Origin of the sequence: Pseudonocardia xishanensis (assembly GCF_039541715.1) — a bacterium.
Classification (GTDB): Bacteria; Actinomycetota; Actinomycetes; order Mycobacteriales; family Pseudonocardiaceae; genus Pseudonocardia; species Pseudonocardia xishanensis.
In genome coordinates this window covers 1-16574 of sequence record NZ_BAABGT010000040.1, presented here as the reverse complement: position 1 = coordinate 16574, position 16574 = coordinate 1, and the positions used below count along the sequence as shown (strand labels likewise).

The 16574-nt window shown below is 69.4% G+C and carries 17 protein-coding genes and 1 pseudogene; 14 read left to right on the top strand and 4 right to left on the bottom strand.

All coding sequences use genetic code 11. The annotated features are described in order from the left end of the window. Positions 1-12 precede the first annotated feature (12 nt). Genes ABD993_RS17275 through ABD993_RS17245 form a run of 7 tightly spaced genes read left to right on the top strand, consistent with a single transcriptional unit; the run spans position 13 to position 6893 of the window. Positions 13-1014, top strand: a complete 1002-nt coding sequence (locus ABD993_RS17275; RefSeq protein WP_345418980.1) for an aldo/keto reductase — start codon at positions 13-15, stop codon at positions 1012-1014. Between the two features lie 44 nt (positions 1015-1058). Beyond that, complete coding sequence (locus tag ABD993_RS17270) at positions 1059-1898, top strand: alpha/beta fold hydrolase (protein WP_345418977.1); 840 nt, start codon at positions 1059-1061, stop codon at positions 1896-1898. A gap of 1 nt (position 1899) precedes the next feature. Further along, entirely contained in the window at positions 1900-2817 is a 918-nt protein-coding gene (locus ABD993_RS17265) for an HpcH/HpaI aldolase/citrate lyase family protein (protein ID WP_345418974.1), read from the top strand. Beyond that, on the top strand, positions 2814-4052 hold the full coding sequence (locus ABD993_RS17260; protein ID WP_345418971.1) for an NAD(P)/FAD-dependent oxidoreductase: 1239 nt from the start codon (positions 2814-2816) through the stop codon (positions 4050-4052). Before ABD993_RS17265 ends, ABD993_RS17260 begins: the two co-directional genes overlap by 4 nt. After that, positions 4049-5428, top strand: coding sequence for a 4Fe-4S dicluster domain-containing protein (locus ABD993_RS17255; RefSeq protein ID WP_345418968.1), 1380 nt, complete (start codon positions 4049-4051; stop codon positions 5426-5428). The genes ABD993_RS17260 and ABD993_RS17255 overlap by 4 nt, the downstream gene beginning before the upstream one ends. A 44-nt stretch (positions 5429-5472) precedes the next feature. Further along, positions 5473-6546 (top strand): amidohydrolase family protein, encoded by a 1074-nt coding sequence (locus tag ABD993_RS17250; protein WP_345418965.1) that lies wholly within the window; start codon positions 5473-5475, stop codon positions 6544-6546. After that, a complete protein-coding gene (locus tag ABD993_RS17245) occupies positions 6543-6893 on the top strand; it encodes a Rieske (2Fe-2S) protein (protein ID WP_345418962.1) in 351 nt (116 codons plus the stop codon). Before ABD993_RS17250 ends, ABD993_RS17245 begins: the two co-directional genes overlap by 4 nt. 70 nt (positions 6894-6963) lie before the next feature. Here the strand turns inward: ABD993_RS17245 and ABD993_RS17240 are convergent, their stop codons facing one another. From ABD993_RS17240 to ABD993_RS17225, 4 genes are read right to left on the bottom strand one after another with little or no spacing between them, the layout of a single operon-like run. Beyond that, the gene (locus tag ABD993_RS17240) at positions 6964-7200 is read right to left on the bottom strand and encodes a ferredoxin (RefSeq protein WP_345418959.1); all 237 of its coding nucleotides are present in this window, start codon (positions 7198-7200) and stop codon (positions 6964-6966) included. Further along, the gene (locus ABD993_RS17235) at positions 7197-7601 is read right to left on the bottom strand and encodes a Rieske (2Fe-2S) protein (RefSeq protein ID WP_345418957.1); all 405 of its coding nucleotides are present in this window, start codon (positions 7599-7601) and stop codon (positions 7197-7199) included. The genes ABD993_RS17240 and ABD993_RS17235 overlap by 4 nt, the downstream gene beginning before the upstream one ends. 1 nt (position 7602) lies before the next feature. Beyond that, positions 7603-8613, bottom strand: coding sequence for an amidohydrolase family protein (locus ABD993_RS17230; RefSeq protein WP_345418955.1), 1011 nt, complete (start codon positions 8611-8613; stop codon positions 7603-7605). 35 nt (positions 8614-8648) lie between these two features. Continuing rightward, a complete protein-coding gene (locus ABD993_RS17225) occupies positions 8649-9755 on the bottom strand; it encodes an amidohydrolase family protein (protein ID WP_345418952.1) in 1107 nt (368 codons plus the stop codon). A 383-nt stretch (positions 9756-10138) separates the two neighbouring features. Here ABD993_RS17225 and ABD993_RS17220 point away from each other — a divergent pair, with 383 nt between their 5' ends. The 7 genes and pseudogenes from ABD993_RS17220 to ABD993_RS17190 form a co-directional block, all read left to right on the top strand. Next, the gene (locus tag ABD993_RS17220) at positions 10139-11248 is read left to right on the top strand and encodes a cytochrome P450 (RefSeq protein ID WP_345418949.1); all 1110 of its coding nucleotides are present in this window, start codon (positions 10139-10141) and stop codon (positions 11246-11248) included. Continuing rightward, positions 11245-11469: a ferredoxin gene (locus ABD993_RS17215; protein WP_345418946.1), complete on the top strand. Its 225-nt coding sequence runs from the start codon at positions 11245-11247 to the stop codon at positions 11467-11469. Before ABD993_RS17220 ends, ABD993_RS17215 begins: the two co-directional genes overlap by 4 nt. 127 nt (positions 11470-11596) lie before the next feature. Further along, the gene (locus tag ABD993_RS17210) at positions 11597-12682 is read left to right on the top strand and encodes an ABC transporter substrate-binding protein (protein ID WP_345418943.1); all 1086 of its coding nucleotides are present in this window, start codon (positions 11597-11599) and stop codon (positions 12680-12682) included. After that, entirely contained in the window at positions 12679-13527 is an 849-nt protein-coding gene (locus tag ABD993_RS17205) for an ABC transporter ATP-binding protein (RefSeq protein WP_345418940.1), read from the top strand. Before ABD993_RS17210 ends, ABD993_RS17205 begins: the two co-directional genes overlap by 4 nt. Then, positions 13524-14414: an ABC transporter permease gene (locus tag ABD993_RS17200; RefSeq protein WP_345418937.1), complete on the top strand. Its 891-nt coding sequence runs from the start codon at positions 13524-13526 to the stop codon at positions 14412-14414. Before ABD993_RS17205 ends, ABD993_RS17200 begins: the two co-directional genes overlap by 4 nt. Positions 14415-14536: 122 nt before the next feature. After that, positions 14537-15787, top strand: coding sequence for an MFS transporter (locus ABD993_RS17195; protein WP_345418934.1), 1251 nt, complete (start codon positions 14537-14539; stop codon positions 15785-15787). Positions 15788-15833: 46 nt separating this feature from the next. Beyond that, positions 15834-16198: pseudogene (locus ABD993_RS17190) on the top strand (2-oxoacid:acceptor oxidoreductase subunit alpha); the annotation flags it as partial. Positions 16199-16574 lie beyond the last annotated feature (376 nt).

Below are 16574 nucleotides of genomic sequence, written 5' to 3'. Positions count from 1 at the left end.
AGGAGGCTCACTGTGGAGTTTCGCGAGCTCGGCCAGGGTCTGTGCGTCTCGGCGATCGGCATGGGCTGCATGGGCCTGACCGAGTCGACGTACGGTCCCGTCGACGAGACCGAGTCTGCCCGGGCGCTCGACCGGGCGATCGACCTCGGTGTCACGCTGCTCGACACGGGCGAGACCTACGGGCGAGACCATTCGAACGAGAAGCTCGTCGGCCGGGTCGTCGAGCGCAGGCGGGGCGACGTCCTGCTGGCCACGAAGTTCGGGCTGACCTTCGACATCGACTCCGGGTCCATGGTCGTCGACGGCCGGCCGGAGACGATCAGGGCATCGTGCGAGGGCTCTCTGCGGCGGCTGCGGACGGACCACATCGACGTCTACTTCCAGCACCGGGTCGACCCTCGGGTGCCGATCGAGGACGTGTGGGGCGAGCTCTCGCTCCTGGTCGCCGAGGGCAAGGTCCGGTACCTCGGGCTGTCCGAGCCCGGGATGCAGACCCTCCGCAAGGCGCACGCCATCCACCCGGTCGCGGTCGTCGAGAACGAGTACTCGCTGTTCACCCGCGACCCCGAGGCCGAAGTGCTGCCGACACTCGACGAGCTGGGAATCGGTCTGCTGTGCTTCGCCCCGCTCGGCCGCGGGATGCTCTCCGGCCGGATCCGCTCGACGGAGGACTTCAGCGAGCACGACTTCCGCCGCAGGCTCCCTCGCTACCAGGGCGAGAACTTCGCCAGGAACCTCGAGCTGGTTGACGCGGTCGCCGAGATCGCCGGGGCACGGGGGCTCAGCTCCGCCCAGCTCGCGCTCGCGTGGTTGCTCTCCCGGGGACCGCGGGTGATCCCGATTCCCAGCATGGAGACCCGTGGCAGGGTCGAGGAGAACCTCCTTGCCGCCGACGTCACCCTCACCGACGCGGAGCTCGCCGCGATCGAGGCTGCCCTTCCACACGGCGGGATCGGCGAGCGGTACGGGGTGTACAGCGGGTTGAGCAGCGCCGAGAGCAGCTCCGTCTGCTGACCACTCGACCGACCGACACCGACGACGTGCGGAAAGGCAGTGCAATGACGCAGCGGTATGCGGACGGGTGGGTCGAGATCGACGGACTGCCCATCCACTTCACGGAATGGGGCTCGGCCTCGGCGCCACCCGTGCTGATGTTGCACGGACTCAACGTCCAGTGCCACACGTGGGACCCCATCGCCGCACAGCTGGCGGATGAGTACCACGTGATCGCCGTGGACCTGCGGGGCCACGGCGACAGTGGTTGGTCACGGGCCGGCTACCGGGTCCGTTCCCTCGCCCACGACGTCCACGGGTTGATCGAGGCCCTCGGGCTCGGCCCGGTGGACCTCGTCGGCCACTCGCTGGGAGTGCGGGTGGGCATGGCGGTGGCGGGGGAGCGACCGGCGACGGTCCGGTCGCTCGTCCTGTCCGACGCCGGACCCGAGACGACCCGCGCAGGTGCGCTCGCCATGCGCGAGTTCGTCCGGTCCGCGACCTCGATCAGGGGTTTCCGCGACGACGCCGAGGCGCGAGAGTACTACGTCGACCTCCACCCCGAGTGGCGCGCGGAGTTCATCGACCTGCACGTCCGCCACCAGCTGCGCCGCAACTGGGCGGGCAAGCTGGTGCCGAAGGCCGACCCGGACGTCCAGTGGATCACCGGGTCGGTGAGCGTGCCCGACATCGGCTACCTGTGGTCGTTGACCGCGAACCTGGTGATGCCGACCCTGGTGATGGCCGGGCGACGCAGCCACATCATCGACGAGGACGGCGTGGACAAGCTCGCGGCGGCCCTGCCCGCGGCCACAGTGCGCTGGTTCGACACCGGCCACTACATCCCGCGGGAGCAGCCGGAGGAGTTCACCGCTGCAGTGGCCGAGTTCCTGAAACGGGACTGACATGACGACTCCGCTCGGCGGACGCCGCCGCTACGCCGGCATGCGCTCTGTCCTCGAGGTGCCGATCCTCAAGCCCCGGTACTGGGCGAAGGTCCCCGAGGTGGACGCCGACGCGATCATGCTCGACCTCGAGGACTCAGCCACACCCTCGATGAAGGACCACGTGCGAGGTCGGGTCGTGGAGGCGTTGGCGGACCGGTCGTACTTCGGTGACCGCCACGTCGTCGTTCGCACCAACAACCTGGCGACGCCGTGGGGTCGCGCCGATCTCGAGGCGCTCTCCGAGGTCGACGCCGATGTGCTCGTCTGCTACCCCAAGGTCCGCGACGCCGCCGAGCTGGCCGAGGCCCGCGAGATCCTGAGCTCCCGAGGGACGGCGCACGGTCTCTACGTCATGATCGAGACGGCCGCGGCCGTTCTGGACCTCGAGCGTATCGCGGCGGAACGGAACGTCGTCGGCCTACACTTCGGCTACGTCGACTATGCCGCCGACGTGGGATCGCGACCGTTCGCCGAGTCGGGCGACGACCTGTTCGCGCCCGCCAACCACTACGTGCGCGCCAAGATCGCCGTGGCAGCGGCCGCCAACGACCTCTTCGCGACCGGAGGGACCCTGATCCCGGAGTACCGCGACCTGGCCAAGGTCGCGGCCTTCGTCCGGTCGTGGGCCGCGCTGGGGTACTCGGGCTGCGTCGTCGTCTCACCGGCTCACCTACCGGTGGTGAACGAGACCTTCCGCCCCTCGGCGGAGGAGGTCGCCCGCGCCGAGACCACCTGCCGCGCCTACGAGGCCGCGGTCGACCGCGGTGACCCCGCGGCCGTGGTGGACGGCACCGTCGTGACGTTGCCCGACTACCGGGTGGCGAGCCTCGTGCTGGCGCGGTCGGTGGACCGCGACCACCGGATGGAGAATCGATGACACACCTGACCGTGGGCGACCCGTCGCAGCGGGTCGTCGTCGCCGGAGCGTCGACGGCGGGGCTCAGCGCCGCCCGACACCTGCGTCGAGCCGGTTTCACCGGCTCGATCACCCTGGCCGATACGGAGGAGCACGCACCGTATCGCAGGCCCGAGGTCTCCAAGGGGATGCTCACGGGGAAGGTCGACCGGACCACGGCCGCCGTGCGCTTCCCGGACGACCTCGGACTCGAGCTGCTCGGCGGCACCACCCTCGTCGGGCTCGACCTGGCGGCGCGGACCGTCCGGGCGGTCTCGGACGGCGCCGCGCGGGAGCTCCCGTTCGACGGCCTCGTCATCGCGACCGGCACCGAGGCCCGGCCGAGCCCCTACGGCACGGTGCGGGGTGCCCACGTCCTGCGCTCGTTGAGCGATGCGGTGGCGTTGCGGGCCGCGCTCACCGAGGCGCAGTCGGTGGTGATCGTCGGCGCCGGCTTCATCGGCCTGGAGGTCGCGGCGGTGCTCCGCGGGCTCGACAAGGAGGTCACCGTCCTGGAGGCCGCCGGGGTTCCGCTCGAACGAGTCCTCGGCGCCCGGTTCGGCGAGCACCTCGCCACGGTGCACGCCGACCGCGGGGTGTGGCTGCGATGTGGGGTGATGGTCGACGGGGTCGAGGTCGGTCCCGACGGCGCGGTCACCGCCGTCAGAACGTCGGACGGCATGCGCGTCGAGGCCGACGTTGTGCTGCTCGCCACCGGCGCGGTGCCCGCGACGGCATGGCTCGCGGGGTCCGGACTCGACGTCGCCGACGGGGTCCGGTGCGACGCCACCTGCGCGGTGGAGGGAGCCGAGAACGTCGTCGGCGCGGGCGATGTCGCGAGCTGGTGGAATCCGCTCTACCGACGGCGGATGCGCGTCGAGCACTGGAACCACGCGCTCGACCAGGGTGCCTACGCCGCCTCCAGGTTGCTCGGCCTGCACGACCCGGCCGGCTTCTCCACGGCGCCGTACTTCTGGTCGGACCAGTTCGGCATGCGCATCCAGAGCATCGGCTCGACCGCCGGTCACGACCGCGCCGAGGTCGTGGAGCACCACGGTGACCGACTCGTCGTCGCCTACGGACACGAGGGATCCCTCGTCGCCGTGGCCGGTATCCAGGCGGGCACCGCGATCAACGGCTACCGCCGGCCGGTCCTGGACCGGGTCGCCCTCGACGCCGTCCTGCTCGGCGAGCCCGCCCCGGTCACCGTCCGATGAGCCTGCCTCTGCGCGAGCGGGCGTCCGCGCTGTTCTACCGGGTGATCGGCCGGATCAGCCAGTCGCGGCGGATGCGCCACGTCCCCCTGCTCCCGCTCGCCCTGCGCACCACGACCCGGTCCCCGGCGCAACCGTGGGACTTCGCCAGCCTGAAGCCGCCACCCGACGAGCTGAGGACGGTCCCCGGCATCCGTCGGCGACAGGACGAGGCCTGGGCCGCGTTCCACGAGCACCCGCTGCGGGACTTCGCACGGATCTACTCCGACGCCATGTTCTTCATGCGTAGCCACATGTGGGCCTCTCACCTGCTCGCGGCGCCGGTGCTCCAACGGGCCCGGCGGCGAATCCGGGTCGAGAACGCCTCGCAACCCCCCGCCGTCGATCGCGAGCCGACCTCCGCCGAACCGACCTCCGCCGAACCGACCCCCGCCGAGCCGACCCCCGCCGAGCCGAGGCCCGGCGCGACACTCGCCGACGAGGTCCTGGCCGCGGAGCTGCGTGCCCTCGCCGCCGGGTCCGGCATCAGCGCCATCGGCTTCGCCGACTACGACCCGCGCTACGTCTTCCAGGAGCACGTCCACGAGCGGGTGGGCGACCGGGTGATCGTGTGCGTGCAGGAGCAGAACTGGGAGTCGACGCAGCGGATCCCCTCCACTCGCTCCGAGCGGACCGCGCTGAGCACCTACGGTGAGCTCATCGAGCGGGCCGCCGAGCTGGTCGACCACCTCAAGGCACGGGGCTACCGGGCGATGCTGCACGACCCGGCAGGCAGCGCGATGATGATCCACTACGGGGTCGAGGCCGGCCTGGGCCAGCTGGGTCTCAACGGGCAGCTGCTCACCCCTTTCGCGGGCTCCCGCTGTCGTCTGATCGGCATCGACACCGACGCTCCGCTCCCGGTCGGGCGACCCGTGGACTTCGGCATCACCGGGCTCTGCGACAAGTGCCGGATCTGTGTCCGGCGCTGTCCCTCCGGCGCGATCCCCCAGAACCGCCGGTTCCACCGGGGCGTGGAGAAGGCCAAGATCAATACGAAGCGGTGCCTGCCCGTCGTCGCGCAGGCCGAGGGCTGTGCCGTGTGCATGAAGGTGTGCCCGGTCCAGCGCTACGGCCTTCCCGCGGTGATGGACCACTTCGAGGCGACCGGCGACGTGCTCGGGAAGGGCACCGACGAGCTCGAGGGATATCTCTGGCCCGTCGACGGCGAGCGGTACGGGCCCGGGAGCACACCCCGGCTGGCGCCGGAGTTCCTGGCCCCTCCGGTCGTCGTCGCAGCGGGACTCGGGAACTACCCGGTGGTCGACGAACAGGCCCTGGCGGCCCGCTCCACCGGCACGCGCCGCCGTGGCGGGGACGAGGAGGAGTTCAGGACATGAGCACGTCGAGACGGGTCGACACGCCAACGGTCAGGGAGAGCGGAATGGGTGCAGCTGCGCCGACGACGGTCATCGACTCCGATGTCCACGAACGGTTGTCCGGTACCGACGTCCTGTTGCCCTACCTCGCGAAACCGTGGCATTCCTACGTCACCGACTACGACTTCAAGTCGGGCTACATCAAGGGTGGCTTCCCCTACGCGCTGAAGGGCGGGGACCGGCTCGACTGGTCCACGAAGTACGGGCCCGCGGCGGTGTCGGTGGAGGCGATGCGTCATCACCTCTTCGAGGAGTCGGACACCTCGCTCGCGATCCTGAACGGGTTCTTCCACTTCTCGGCGATGGCAGCCTCCTTCGAGTTCGCGACCGCGCTGGCGAGCGCCTACAACGACTGGCAGATCGCGGAGTGGCTGGACAAGGAGCCTCGCCTCCGCGGCTCGGTGCACGTCGTCGCCGCGGACCCGGCGAGCGCCGTGCGGGAGATCGACCGGGTCGCGGCCCACCCCGGCATGGTGCAGGTGTTCATGCCCACGGTCGGCGACCGCCAGTACGGGGACCCCTACTACCACCCGATCTACGAGGCGGCGGCGCGCCACGACCTCGTCGTGACCTTCCACCACGGCGCCCCCACGCCCACACTGCTGGGCTACCCGCGCTACTTCGCCGAGTGGCACGTCCTCGCCGCCCCGCAGGCGGCGATGAGCCAGCTGACGAGCCTCGTGTTCAACGGGGTGCTCGACAGGTTCGACGGACTGAAGTTCCTGTTCTTGGAGTGTTCCCTGGGCTGGCTGCCGTGGCACATGCGGCGGATGGACGAGAACCTCCGGGAGTTCTCCACCGAGGTGCCGTGGGTGCGGCGGCTGCCCAGCGAGGCGGTCCGCGCGAGCGTGCGGCTGTCCACCCAGCCGATGGGAGAGCTGAAACCGTCGGAGTACAAGCGCCTCGTGGAGGAGCTGGAGACCGACGAGCTGTTCCTGTTCTCGTCGGACTATCCGCACTACGACGCCGACGACGCCGCGAAGACCTTTCCGGAGTCGCTGCCGGACGCGATGCGCGAGGCCGTCCTCTTCCGGAACGCACTGGCGACCTTCCCACGGCTTAGCGGCGTCACGGCATGAGGTACGAGGTGTGCAAGTCCGTCGACCTGTCCCGGGGGGAGATGCGCGGCGTCGTCCTCGGCCGCACGCCGATTGTGGTCTTACGGACTCCGGTCGGCGATGTGGGCGCGGTCGCCGACCGTTGTCCTCACCGGGGTGCGAAGCTGTCGGGCGGCGTCCTGGAGGAGACCGTCGCCTCGGACGGGATCGGCGAGGTCCGGATGTCGGGCGAGTTCCACGTGCGGTGTCCCTGGCATCGCTTCCAGTTCGATGCGAGCGACGGGATCTGCGGCGTCGACCGGCGGCAGCGCGTCCGGGTCTTCCCGGCGACCGAGGAGGACGGGATGGTCGTGGTCGAGGCCGGTTGAGCCCACCGCGCCGAGAGAGGTCCCCGGGCGAACCCGCCCGGGGACCTCTCTCGTCTCGTCGGCAGCCGGGTCAGTCCGGCAGCCGTCGGATGCAGGCACCGGGACAGACGTCGATGGCGTCGAGGACGCGGGCGGTACGCGATGCGTCGACGACGGCACCGGATGGTGCCCCGCCGTCCGCCATGGGCTCCCCGTCGGCGTCACGAACGGTGGCGAGGCCATCGTCGAGCAGGGCGAACACGTCGGGCGCCAGCTGCTCGCACTGCCCTGCACCCGTGCAGTCGAGTTGGTCGACGTAGATCCTCACGGGGTACCTCCCGAGCCGGGCGCCGTCAGCGTGCAGAAGACGTCGCCGTCGCGGACGGTGACGCGGTAGGTCGCCACCCGGCCCCTGGTGGCGGCCGCGACGCTGCGTCCGCTGTCGATGTGGAACTCGTAAGCGTGCCACGGGCACTGCACGATGAGGCCGTCGTGCGCGTAGACGTACTCGTCGGGCTCCGAGGGCGCCATCGTCCCGCCGACCCGTCCGGCGCACATGGGCGCACCCTGGTGCGGACAACGGTTGCCGATGGCGTAGACACGGCCGACGGTGCGGATCACGCCGATGGAGCGGCCCTCCACGACGACGGGGTGGATCTCGTTGAGCGGCAGGTCCTCGACTCTGCCGACGAAGTGCTCGGCGACCGCCTTCTCCACGGTGTCCTCCATGTCAGGCCACCACCGTGTGCAGACGGGGCAGCGCCGCCTGCGAGTTCAGCTCCAGCCGCGCCGGCCAGTCGGCTCCCAGCACACGAAGAATGTCGGCGACTCCGTCGCCCCCGTGCGGGGCGTGCGAGCCGTAGAGGACGCGCCCGCGGAGTCGATCGGTGAACGTGTCCTCCCACTGCCGAGGATCGGCGGCCTCGGCGACCGGCCAGGTGCTGAACCAAAGAGACGTGAGCACGGCATCGCTCGGCGGCGTGGTCACCCACGGCACGTCGTGCCGGAAGGTCCGCCACTCACGGTCCAGGCGCCAGAGCAACGAGGGCAGCCAGGTGAAGCCGAAGCCGGTGACGAGGATCTGCAGGCGGGGGAACCGGGCGAAGGCGCCCTCGAACGCGAGGCTGGCGATGGTGGACTCGGCGAGGTGGGGCATGAGCGTCAGCCGGGAGTAGGCACTCGCGTGGGCGCCACCGGACAGGGGCGGTGCCCCGAGATAGCGTCCCTCGACGCCCGAGAAGTGCACGACCACCGGGATGTCCCGCTCCTGGCAAGTGGCGAAGATCGGGCTCCACCGGTCGGAGCCCAGCATCGGGCCCGCCAGCGGCAGCGCCACCGCGGGGATGTCCGCGTCGTCGTGTCGGGCGATCTCCTCGACCGACCACTCGACGTCGAACGGGGACAGCACGACGACCGGCCTCGAGGTGGGGGAGGACCAGGTCGCCTGGGCGTAGCCATTGAGTGCGGCGAGGAACGAGCGGGCGGCGACGTGGTCGGCCCAGCCGTTGACCGTGAGCCCCTGGTGGGGCAGGAGCAGCTGGACCGATCCGTCGGGCGGGGAGCTGGGTGACGGCTCGGGATCGTGGCGGAGGCGGTCGGAGACACGGACGTGGTCGGAGGCGACGGCCGCCGACCCGATCCACTCCTCGCGCTCGAAGTGCTTCTGCCAGGAGAGCGTCATGTGGGGGAAGAGGTCCTGGTACCGGCTGACCGCGACGTGGCGGTCGACATCGATCAACATGCGAGTCCGATTCTCGAGGGGACTGGCCGACTCCGCTATCCGCGCGCTGCCAGTATCCGTTCTCCGAAGGTCGCCACCGCGTTCTCGTAACAGACCCGGTCCCGCATGGACCTCGGAATGCGCTTGAGTACGAAGTCGGGGTCGTCGGTGTCGTAGTGGGGGTAGTCCGAGCTGAACAGCAGCATCGAGTCGATGCCGGGGAGGGCGAACAGCGCCTCCAGCTCCTGAACGGTGTCCGTCTCGTCGAGCGGCTGGGTCGTGAAGGTGACGTGCTCGCTCACGTACGCACTCGGCAGCCGCCGCACCAGAGGCGCAGCAGCCGGGTCGGTGGTCCACAGGTGGTCCATCCGGGCGAGCAGGCTGGTCAGCCAGCTGAAACCCCACTCGACCATGACGATCCGCAACCCGGGGAAGCGCTCGAACGCGCCACCGACGACGAGGTCGACCAGGTTGGCGGCGCCCACCTGGGTCAGGACCACGTGCCGCTCGCCGTACGAGCGGGGGATCCCGCCCGCCGGTCCCTGTGAGGTCGTGTAGCAGCCCTCGTTCCCGCTCTGGTGGTAGATGATCGGCAGCCCGAGCTCGGTCGCGGCCTCGTAGATCGGGTCGAACCACCGCGAGCCGAGCATCTGCTCGGCCAACAACAGCTGCACCGCCACTACGCCCGCGTCGCGGCCCCGGCGGCGGATCTCGGCGGCCGCGGCCGCCGGGTCGTGCGACGTCACCGTGACGGCCAGCGTGAATCGGGGGTCGTAGGCGACCCACTCGTCCTCGAAGTACGCGTTGGTCGCCGAGGTGAACGCGGCGGCGGCTGCGGCGTCGGACCAGGTGGTGATCCCGTAGGGCTCCTGGGGGAGCAGGACCGCGGCGCTGATGCCGTAGGGCGTGACGTGCGAGCGCACGGTCAGCTCGCGGTCCGATCCCGCGGGTCCTCCGTCGCTCGGGACCGCGTCGAGTCGGTGGGTCCGGTTCGGGTGGTTGTAGCGGTCCCGGGCGCGCGCGTACAGCCGGGTTCCGTGGGCCTCGAAGTGGCGCCGCCACGAAGCCGACAGATACGGGAAGACGGCCTCGGCCCTCGGCAGCATCGGGTGGACGTCACAGTCGACGAGCGGCGGCCGGTCGTGGTGGATGGTCGGGCTCATCGCCACCTCCGTGTCTATGCGATCTATACGTATGATAGTGGCAGATCATGCCTGGTCTGGCAAGTGACCCGGCCTCGTGGGAAGTGCTTGCGCTCACAGATCTATCTATGCTAATAATTCGATCGATACGTTCGGTTATCGCTCCAACGGAGGATGCGACGGTCGGCCGGGTGGGCTCGCCGGTCCGCGTTCTCCGCCGCTGAATGCGCTCCATGGCCCTGGAGGTCGTAATGTCGCAAATCCACGATGGGCCGGTTCGGGCGAACGGCTCGCCCCCCCGTGAGATCACCGGCTGCCCCGTCGTCCACTTCGACGTGGCTCCACAGCGCGAGTCGGGCTTCTACTGGGAACAGTCGAAGCGACTGCGGGATCAGGCTCCCATCTTGTTCAACACCCTCGCGCAGGGATTCTGGGTGTTCACCTCCTACGACGGCGTCCGGGAGATGTACCAGCGGACGGACCTGTTCTCCACGGAGTCGGTCACCGCGTGGAACCCGGAGCCACACTTCAGCTGGCTGCCGCTCGGGGTCGACCCGCCGGAGCACGCGTCCTTCCGTCGGCTGATGAACCCCTGGTTCTCACCCGCGGCGGTCCGGCGGAACGCCGACGAGCAGCGGCGGATCTGTCGCCGCTACATCGAGGAGCTCGTGCCGTCGGGGAGGTGCGATGCGGTCGCGGAGTTCGCCATCCGCTATCCCACCGAGGTCTTCCTGGGCCTCATGAACCTCCCCGCCGAGGACACCGAGATGCTCGTGCAGGTCGTCGAGGACTTCTTCCTCGGGTACAGCGGCGCCGCCCCGGAGCTGGCAGGCTCCGCCTATGCGAGGATCAAGGAGTATTTCGGGACCTCCCTGGCCGAGCGCCGCGCACGGCCCCGGGATCCCGAGTTCGACATCCTCACCTACCTCGTGCAGGCGACGGTGGCGCCGAACGGCGAGCCTGCCCGTCCGCTGACCGAGGACGAGCTGCTGGACCTGTGCTTCATGTTGGTGGTGGCGGGCCTCGACACGACCAGGGCGCAGATCGGATGGATGCTCTACCACTTCGCCACGCACCCCGAGGACCGGCGGCGCGTGCTCGACGACCCGGCCCTCGTCGTCACCGCTGTCGAGGAGGTCCTGCGCTACTACACGATCATCTACGGGGACGGCCGCAAGGTCACCCGTGACGAGGAGTACCAGGGCTGCCCGCTCAAGAAGGGCGACATGGTCTACGGGATGACCTCGGCCGCGAACCGCGACCGCCGCTACACCGACCCGGACCTGTTCGTGCTCGACCGCAAGCCCACCCCGAACCTGGCCTTCGCCGCGGGTCCGCACCGCTGCCTCGGTGCACACCTGGCGAGGAGCGAGCTGCAGGTCGCGCTGGAGGAGTGGCTGCGTGCCATCCCCGACTTCCATGTCGACACGGACGAGCCCCTCGTGGAGCGGGGTGCGCAGCTGAGCCTGACCTCCCTGCCGCTCGCCTGGCCGGTCGATCGGACCCCGCGATGAGCGCGCGGCTGGCGGTGTCGGGCGAGCGCTGCACCGGACATGGCCGCTGCTACACGCTGGCGACGACCGGATGGCTCTCGCCGGACGACGAGGGCTATGTGGAGGTCAAAGGAAGCGCGGTCGCGGTGCCCGAGGGTCGAGAAGCAGAGGCCTGGGACGCCGTGAGCGTGTGTCCCGAGGCGGCTATCACGATCACGGAGGACGAGTCCGGCTCCTCCTAGCCGCCCTCCATCCGGCACACGACCGCGCCGTTCGAGATCGGTCCCGATCGCATTTCGGCGACCCCGGGCCCCGTCCTCCCGGACGCCACGCACTGCTTCGAAAACTTCTGCCGCACAAGGAGGTTCGGTGAAGACACTGTCGAGCGCCCCAGGGCGCCGTTTCCGGCTGCTGTTGGCGCCGGTCGCACTACTGGCTTTCGCGCTGTCGGCCTGCGCCGGTACCACCTCGGGCTCGACCACCGACGACGGCGTGGTCCGCTTCATGAACAGCTCCAAGTCCTTCACCGCGCTGCCCGGCCTTTACGCGATGCAGAGCGGACTCTACGCGGACGCCGGGCTGAAGGTCACCGAGCTACCGCTCGCTCAGAACAGCGTCGCGCCGGTACAGGCCATGCTGGCGGGTCAGGTCGACATGGTGATGGTCGGGGGCGAGGGCGTGCTCGCCGCCCACGACGCGGGTCAGACGAACGTCGTGACCGTCGCGGTCATCGCGAGGCCGACGTATCAGCTGGTCCTCTCCGAGAAGGCCATCGCGGCGGTCGCCGCCTCCGGGGTCTCGGTCGACGCGCCGATCGACCGGAAGGTCGCGGCGTTGAAGGGCCTGACGCTCGGCACGAACGGGGCCGGGACCTCGATCGACGCAGGCTTCCGTGCGACATTGGCTTCCGCGGGCCTCGAACCGGACCGCGACGTGACGATCCGGCCGATCCCGGATGCGAGCGCCTCCCTGGCGGCGTTCCGCGAGGGTCAGATCGACGGCTACACCGCGACTCTCCCCAATCCGCAGATCGGCGTCGCCGAGGGCATCGGCGAGGTGTGGATCGACTACGCGGGCGGCGAGGTGCCCCAGCTGAAGGACCTCACGTTCTTCCATCTCGCCACCACACGCGAGTTCATCGAGTCGCATCACGACTCGGTCCAGAAGTTCGTCGACGCGATCACGAAGGCGGACGACGAGATCAAGGCCGATCCGGACGAGGTGATGAAGACGATGAGCACGACACCGTACTTCAAGGACCTCGACCCGAAGGTCTACCAGAGCTCGTTCGAGCAGGTCCTGCCCGCGTTGAGCGGCGGGCCTGCGCCGACGGAGGCGGGCTTCCAGGCTCAGCTCGACCTGGCCAACGCCAATCCCAACCGCAAGGGCCCGTCGAAGGCGACCTTCGCCGAGGTCTTCGACACCAGTTTCGTCACGGCCGAGGCGGCCGAGTGAGGTCGCCGCGGACCCTGGTCGCGCCCGACGGAACCTCCTCCGACGCCGCGCCGGCGCAGCAGGTCGAGTTCGAGTTCTGTTCGGTCACCAAGGAGTTCCTGTCGGCCGACGGGCAGGCACACACGGCAGTCCGCGACATCTCGCTGCAGGTCGAGCGCGCGAGCTTCGTCGCCGTCATCGGGCCGAGCGGATGCGGCAAGAGCACCCTGCTGAACATGGCGGCGGGCCTGATGGCACCCTCGTCCGGCCAGGTGCTCCAGAGCGGAACGCCGGTCGCCGGCATCAACCCGCGGGTCGGCTACCTCACCCAACAGAACAACCTGTTGCCCTGGCGCACGGTGCGGGACAACGTCGCCGTGGCGCTGGAGATCCGGCGCGTTCCCAGGGCGGAGCGTCGACGGTTGGTCGACGACATCCTCAGGACGGTCGGGTTGCAGGACTTCGCCGACTACTTCCCGTCCCAACTCTCGGGCGGCATGCAGAAGCGGGTCGCGATCGCCCGCATCCTCGTCTACAAGCCCGACAGCCTTCTCATGGACGAGCCGTTCGGCCCGCTGGACGCCCAGCTCCGCCTGGTCATGCAACGAGAGCTCCTGGCGATCTGGGAGCGGGACCGCCGCACGGTGATGCTCGTGACCCATGACCTCGAGGAGGCGATCCTGATGGCCGACAAGGTCGTCGTGCTCGGACGCAGCCCGGGCCAGATCATCCACATCGAGGACGTCGACCTACCGCGACCGCGCAACGTCGTGACACTCAGGAAAGACGAACGGTTCATCGCCACCTGGGACGTCCTGTGGTCCAAGCTCGAAGCCCAGTTCGACGACGGCGCGGTCCAGGCATGACGACTCACACCCAGCCCGCGGCCACCTCTGTCGGCGCGGACAGCGCACCCCCCGGGCAGTCGACCCGGACGGCCCTGATGCGGTCGCGGCGGCGGCACCGCAGGACCGTACTGGCCCTCCGGGTCGGCGTGGCGGTCGTCTTCCTGGGGATGTGGGAGCTCGTCTCCGGCAGACCTCGCACGGAGTGGGCCCTGATCGACCAGCTGTACGTCAGCAAGCCGTCCGACATCTGGGCGTCGCTGGTCGACTCCATCGCCGACGGGACGCTGCTCCCCAACATCGTCGCGACCACCATGGAGACGGTGCTCGGGTTCCTACTCGGCGCGGCCATCGGTCTGGTGCTCGGCTTCCTGCTCGGAATCAGTCCACTCTGGAGCGCGGTGCTGCGCCCCTACATCGTCGCCATGAACTCGGTCCCGAGGCTCGCTCTTGTACCCTTGTTCGTCCTCTGGTTCGGCCTGGGGATGAGCTCGAAGGTCGTCTTCGTGGCGATGATCGTGTTCTTCCTGGTCTTCTACAACACCTTCGCGGGGGTGCACGACGTCGACCGGGAGCTGGTCGACGTCCTGAGGGTGATGGGCTCGTCACCCGTTCAGCTGCACACCACGGTGACGCTGCCGTCGGCGATGACGTGGATCATCTCCGGCCTGAGCATCTCCGTCCCCTACGCCCTCGTCGCCGCGGTGACCGCAGAGATCGTGGCCTCGAACGAGGGGGTCGGTTATCTGCTCAACCTCGCGGCGGGGCAGTTCGACACGGCCGGTGTCTTCGCGGCCATCCTCGTCCTCGTCGTGATGGGCCTCATCCTCACCGGACTCGTGACGCTCCTTGAGCGATACCTCCTGCGGTGGAAGACGGACCGGCTCCGGTCGCGGTCCGGCTTCTGACCGCAGGCGGACACCCACCCTGCGCCTACCCTGTGGAGCAGTACATGGACATGACATCGAACGTCACCGGGTCGCGAGAGTCGTCGTCGCCACCCTCGGGAACGGGTGGATCCATCCGACGGGTGGTCACGTCGGCCACCGCAGGCACGTTCGTCGAGTACTACGACTTCGCCATATACGGGTCGCTGGCACCGGTCCTGGCGACGGTGTTCTTCCCCGAGTTCGACTCCGTCACGGCGTTGCTGAGCACGTTCGCGGTCTTCGCCGTCGCGTTCGTCGCGCGTCCGCTGGGTGGGCTGATCTGGGGCCCGGTCGGCGACCGCATCGGCCGCAAGCGCACCCTGTCGATCATCATCGTGATGATCTCTCTGGCCACGGTCCTGATCGGTCTCATCCCGAGCTACAGCGCGATCGGTCTCGCGGCTCCCGTCGTCCTGATCCTGCTTCGACTCGTGCAGGGGTTGTCGGCAGGCGGCGAGATCGCGGGCGCGTCGATCTTCGTGGCCGAGCATGCCCACGCCAACCGTCGGGGGGCGCTGGTGAGCTGGATCCAGGTGGCCACCACGGGTGCGTTCCTCTCCGGAATCGTGGTCGCGGCTGCGCTGGCGGCGTTCCTTCCCGCCGAGGCCATGCAGTCGTGGGGTTGGCGCCTTCCGTTCCTCCTGGCGGGACCACTGGGCATCGTCGGTCTCTACATCCGGCTCAAGGTGGCCGAGACTCCGGAGTTCGAGAGCATTCGAAAAGCGGGGAAAGACGTTCGTCATCCGCTGAGATCCACCTTGCGGGATACGGCGAACCTGAAGCAGATCGGTGTCGCGGCGGCCTACTACATGCCGGTCATGGTCAGCTTCTATCTCATCATGACCTTCATGCCGAGCTACCTCAAGAGCCAGATGAAGTTCAGCGCGACCGCGTCGTTGTCCATCATCCTCGTCGCGGGTGCGGTCCAGCTCGTCTGTGTGCCGCTCTTCGGGCGCCTCTCCGACGCTCTGGGTCGGCGGGTCGTCCTGCGTCTGGCCACGGGCGGCTTCATTCTGCTGACGTACCCTGCCTTCGTGATGCTCCAGAGTGGTCGCGTCGTGCTCTCGGTGGCCGGTCTCCTGCTGCTGGCGATACCGACCGCCGCCGCTCAGGCGAACGCACTCCAGGCCGGTCTCGAGCGTTTCCCCGCGGCGATTCGATTCACCGCGTCAGCGGCCACATTCGGCCTCCTGTCGGCGATCTTCGGAGGAACGGCACCCTACGTCTCGACCTTTCTGGGCGAAGCGACCGGGAGTGCACTCATACCCGGGTTCTACCTCGTCCTCACCATCATCCCGTCGTTCATCGTGTCGTTCTTCGCCTCGGAGACTGCGCGCGAGCCTCTGCGGTGAGAGGGCTGTGCTGCGGCGAGACGATGATCTGCAGGTGTACGCCCTGGAGCTGCCGCTGCCGATCATCGCGCCGCAGTCCCCGGGGGGACTGCTTCCACGCCGCCATCGAGGCCGCCGCCATCAGCGCGAGGTACCGGACCCCGTCGTGGTCCTCTCCGACGGCGCGCCGGCGAACGGCTCCGAGCCGTGGAAGGTCTCCGACGCCTCCACTCTGGAGCAGGTCGATCCCGGGTTCGCGACCGAACCCAACGCTCCCGACAAGTCCGGGGAGTCCTGGCCCTACCTGCCTACTCCTACACTCTGGCGCGGCCGCGGGCGATCCCCGGCACCCCCGGGTTGGAGCACCGGGTCGACGGGCTGGAGAAGGCCGACGGCCGCGGCTCGATCTCCTACGACCCGGACAACCACGACCCGCACGGTCCGAGCGAGCCTGCATCCGGGCGGCCCTCCCCGCGCTCGAGGCGATCCTGGAGAACGAGTAGTCGCCTTCGTACCCGACCCCGGTCGGAGCAGCGCGGCCCACACCGAACCACCGGCGGACAGTTCCATGTCGAGGGCGGACCGTCCCCATCGCGATCGACGCGAGCTGCGGGCGGCCTGGCTCGCATCCCGGCATCGCCGTCTGCATTACAACGGCGACGCCGGGAGAGCGAGGTCGCGATCCACCGATGTCGTCCGGGATGGATGCGCCGGACGACTACGCGCGCAGGCCCAGCTCGGCCGTGGGGACGCGGTAGGTCTCCCTGGCGGTGGCCCCCGCGATGGCTGAGATGACTGCACAAATCGC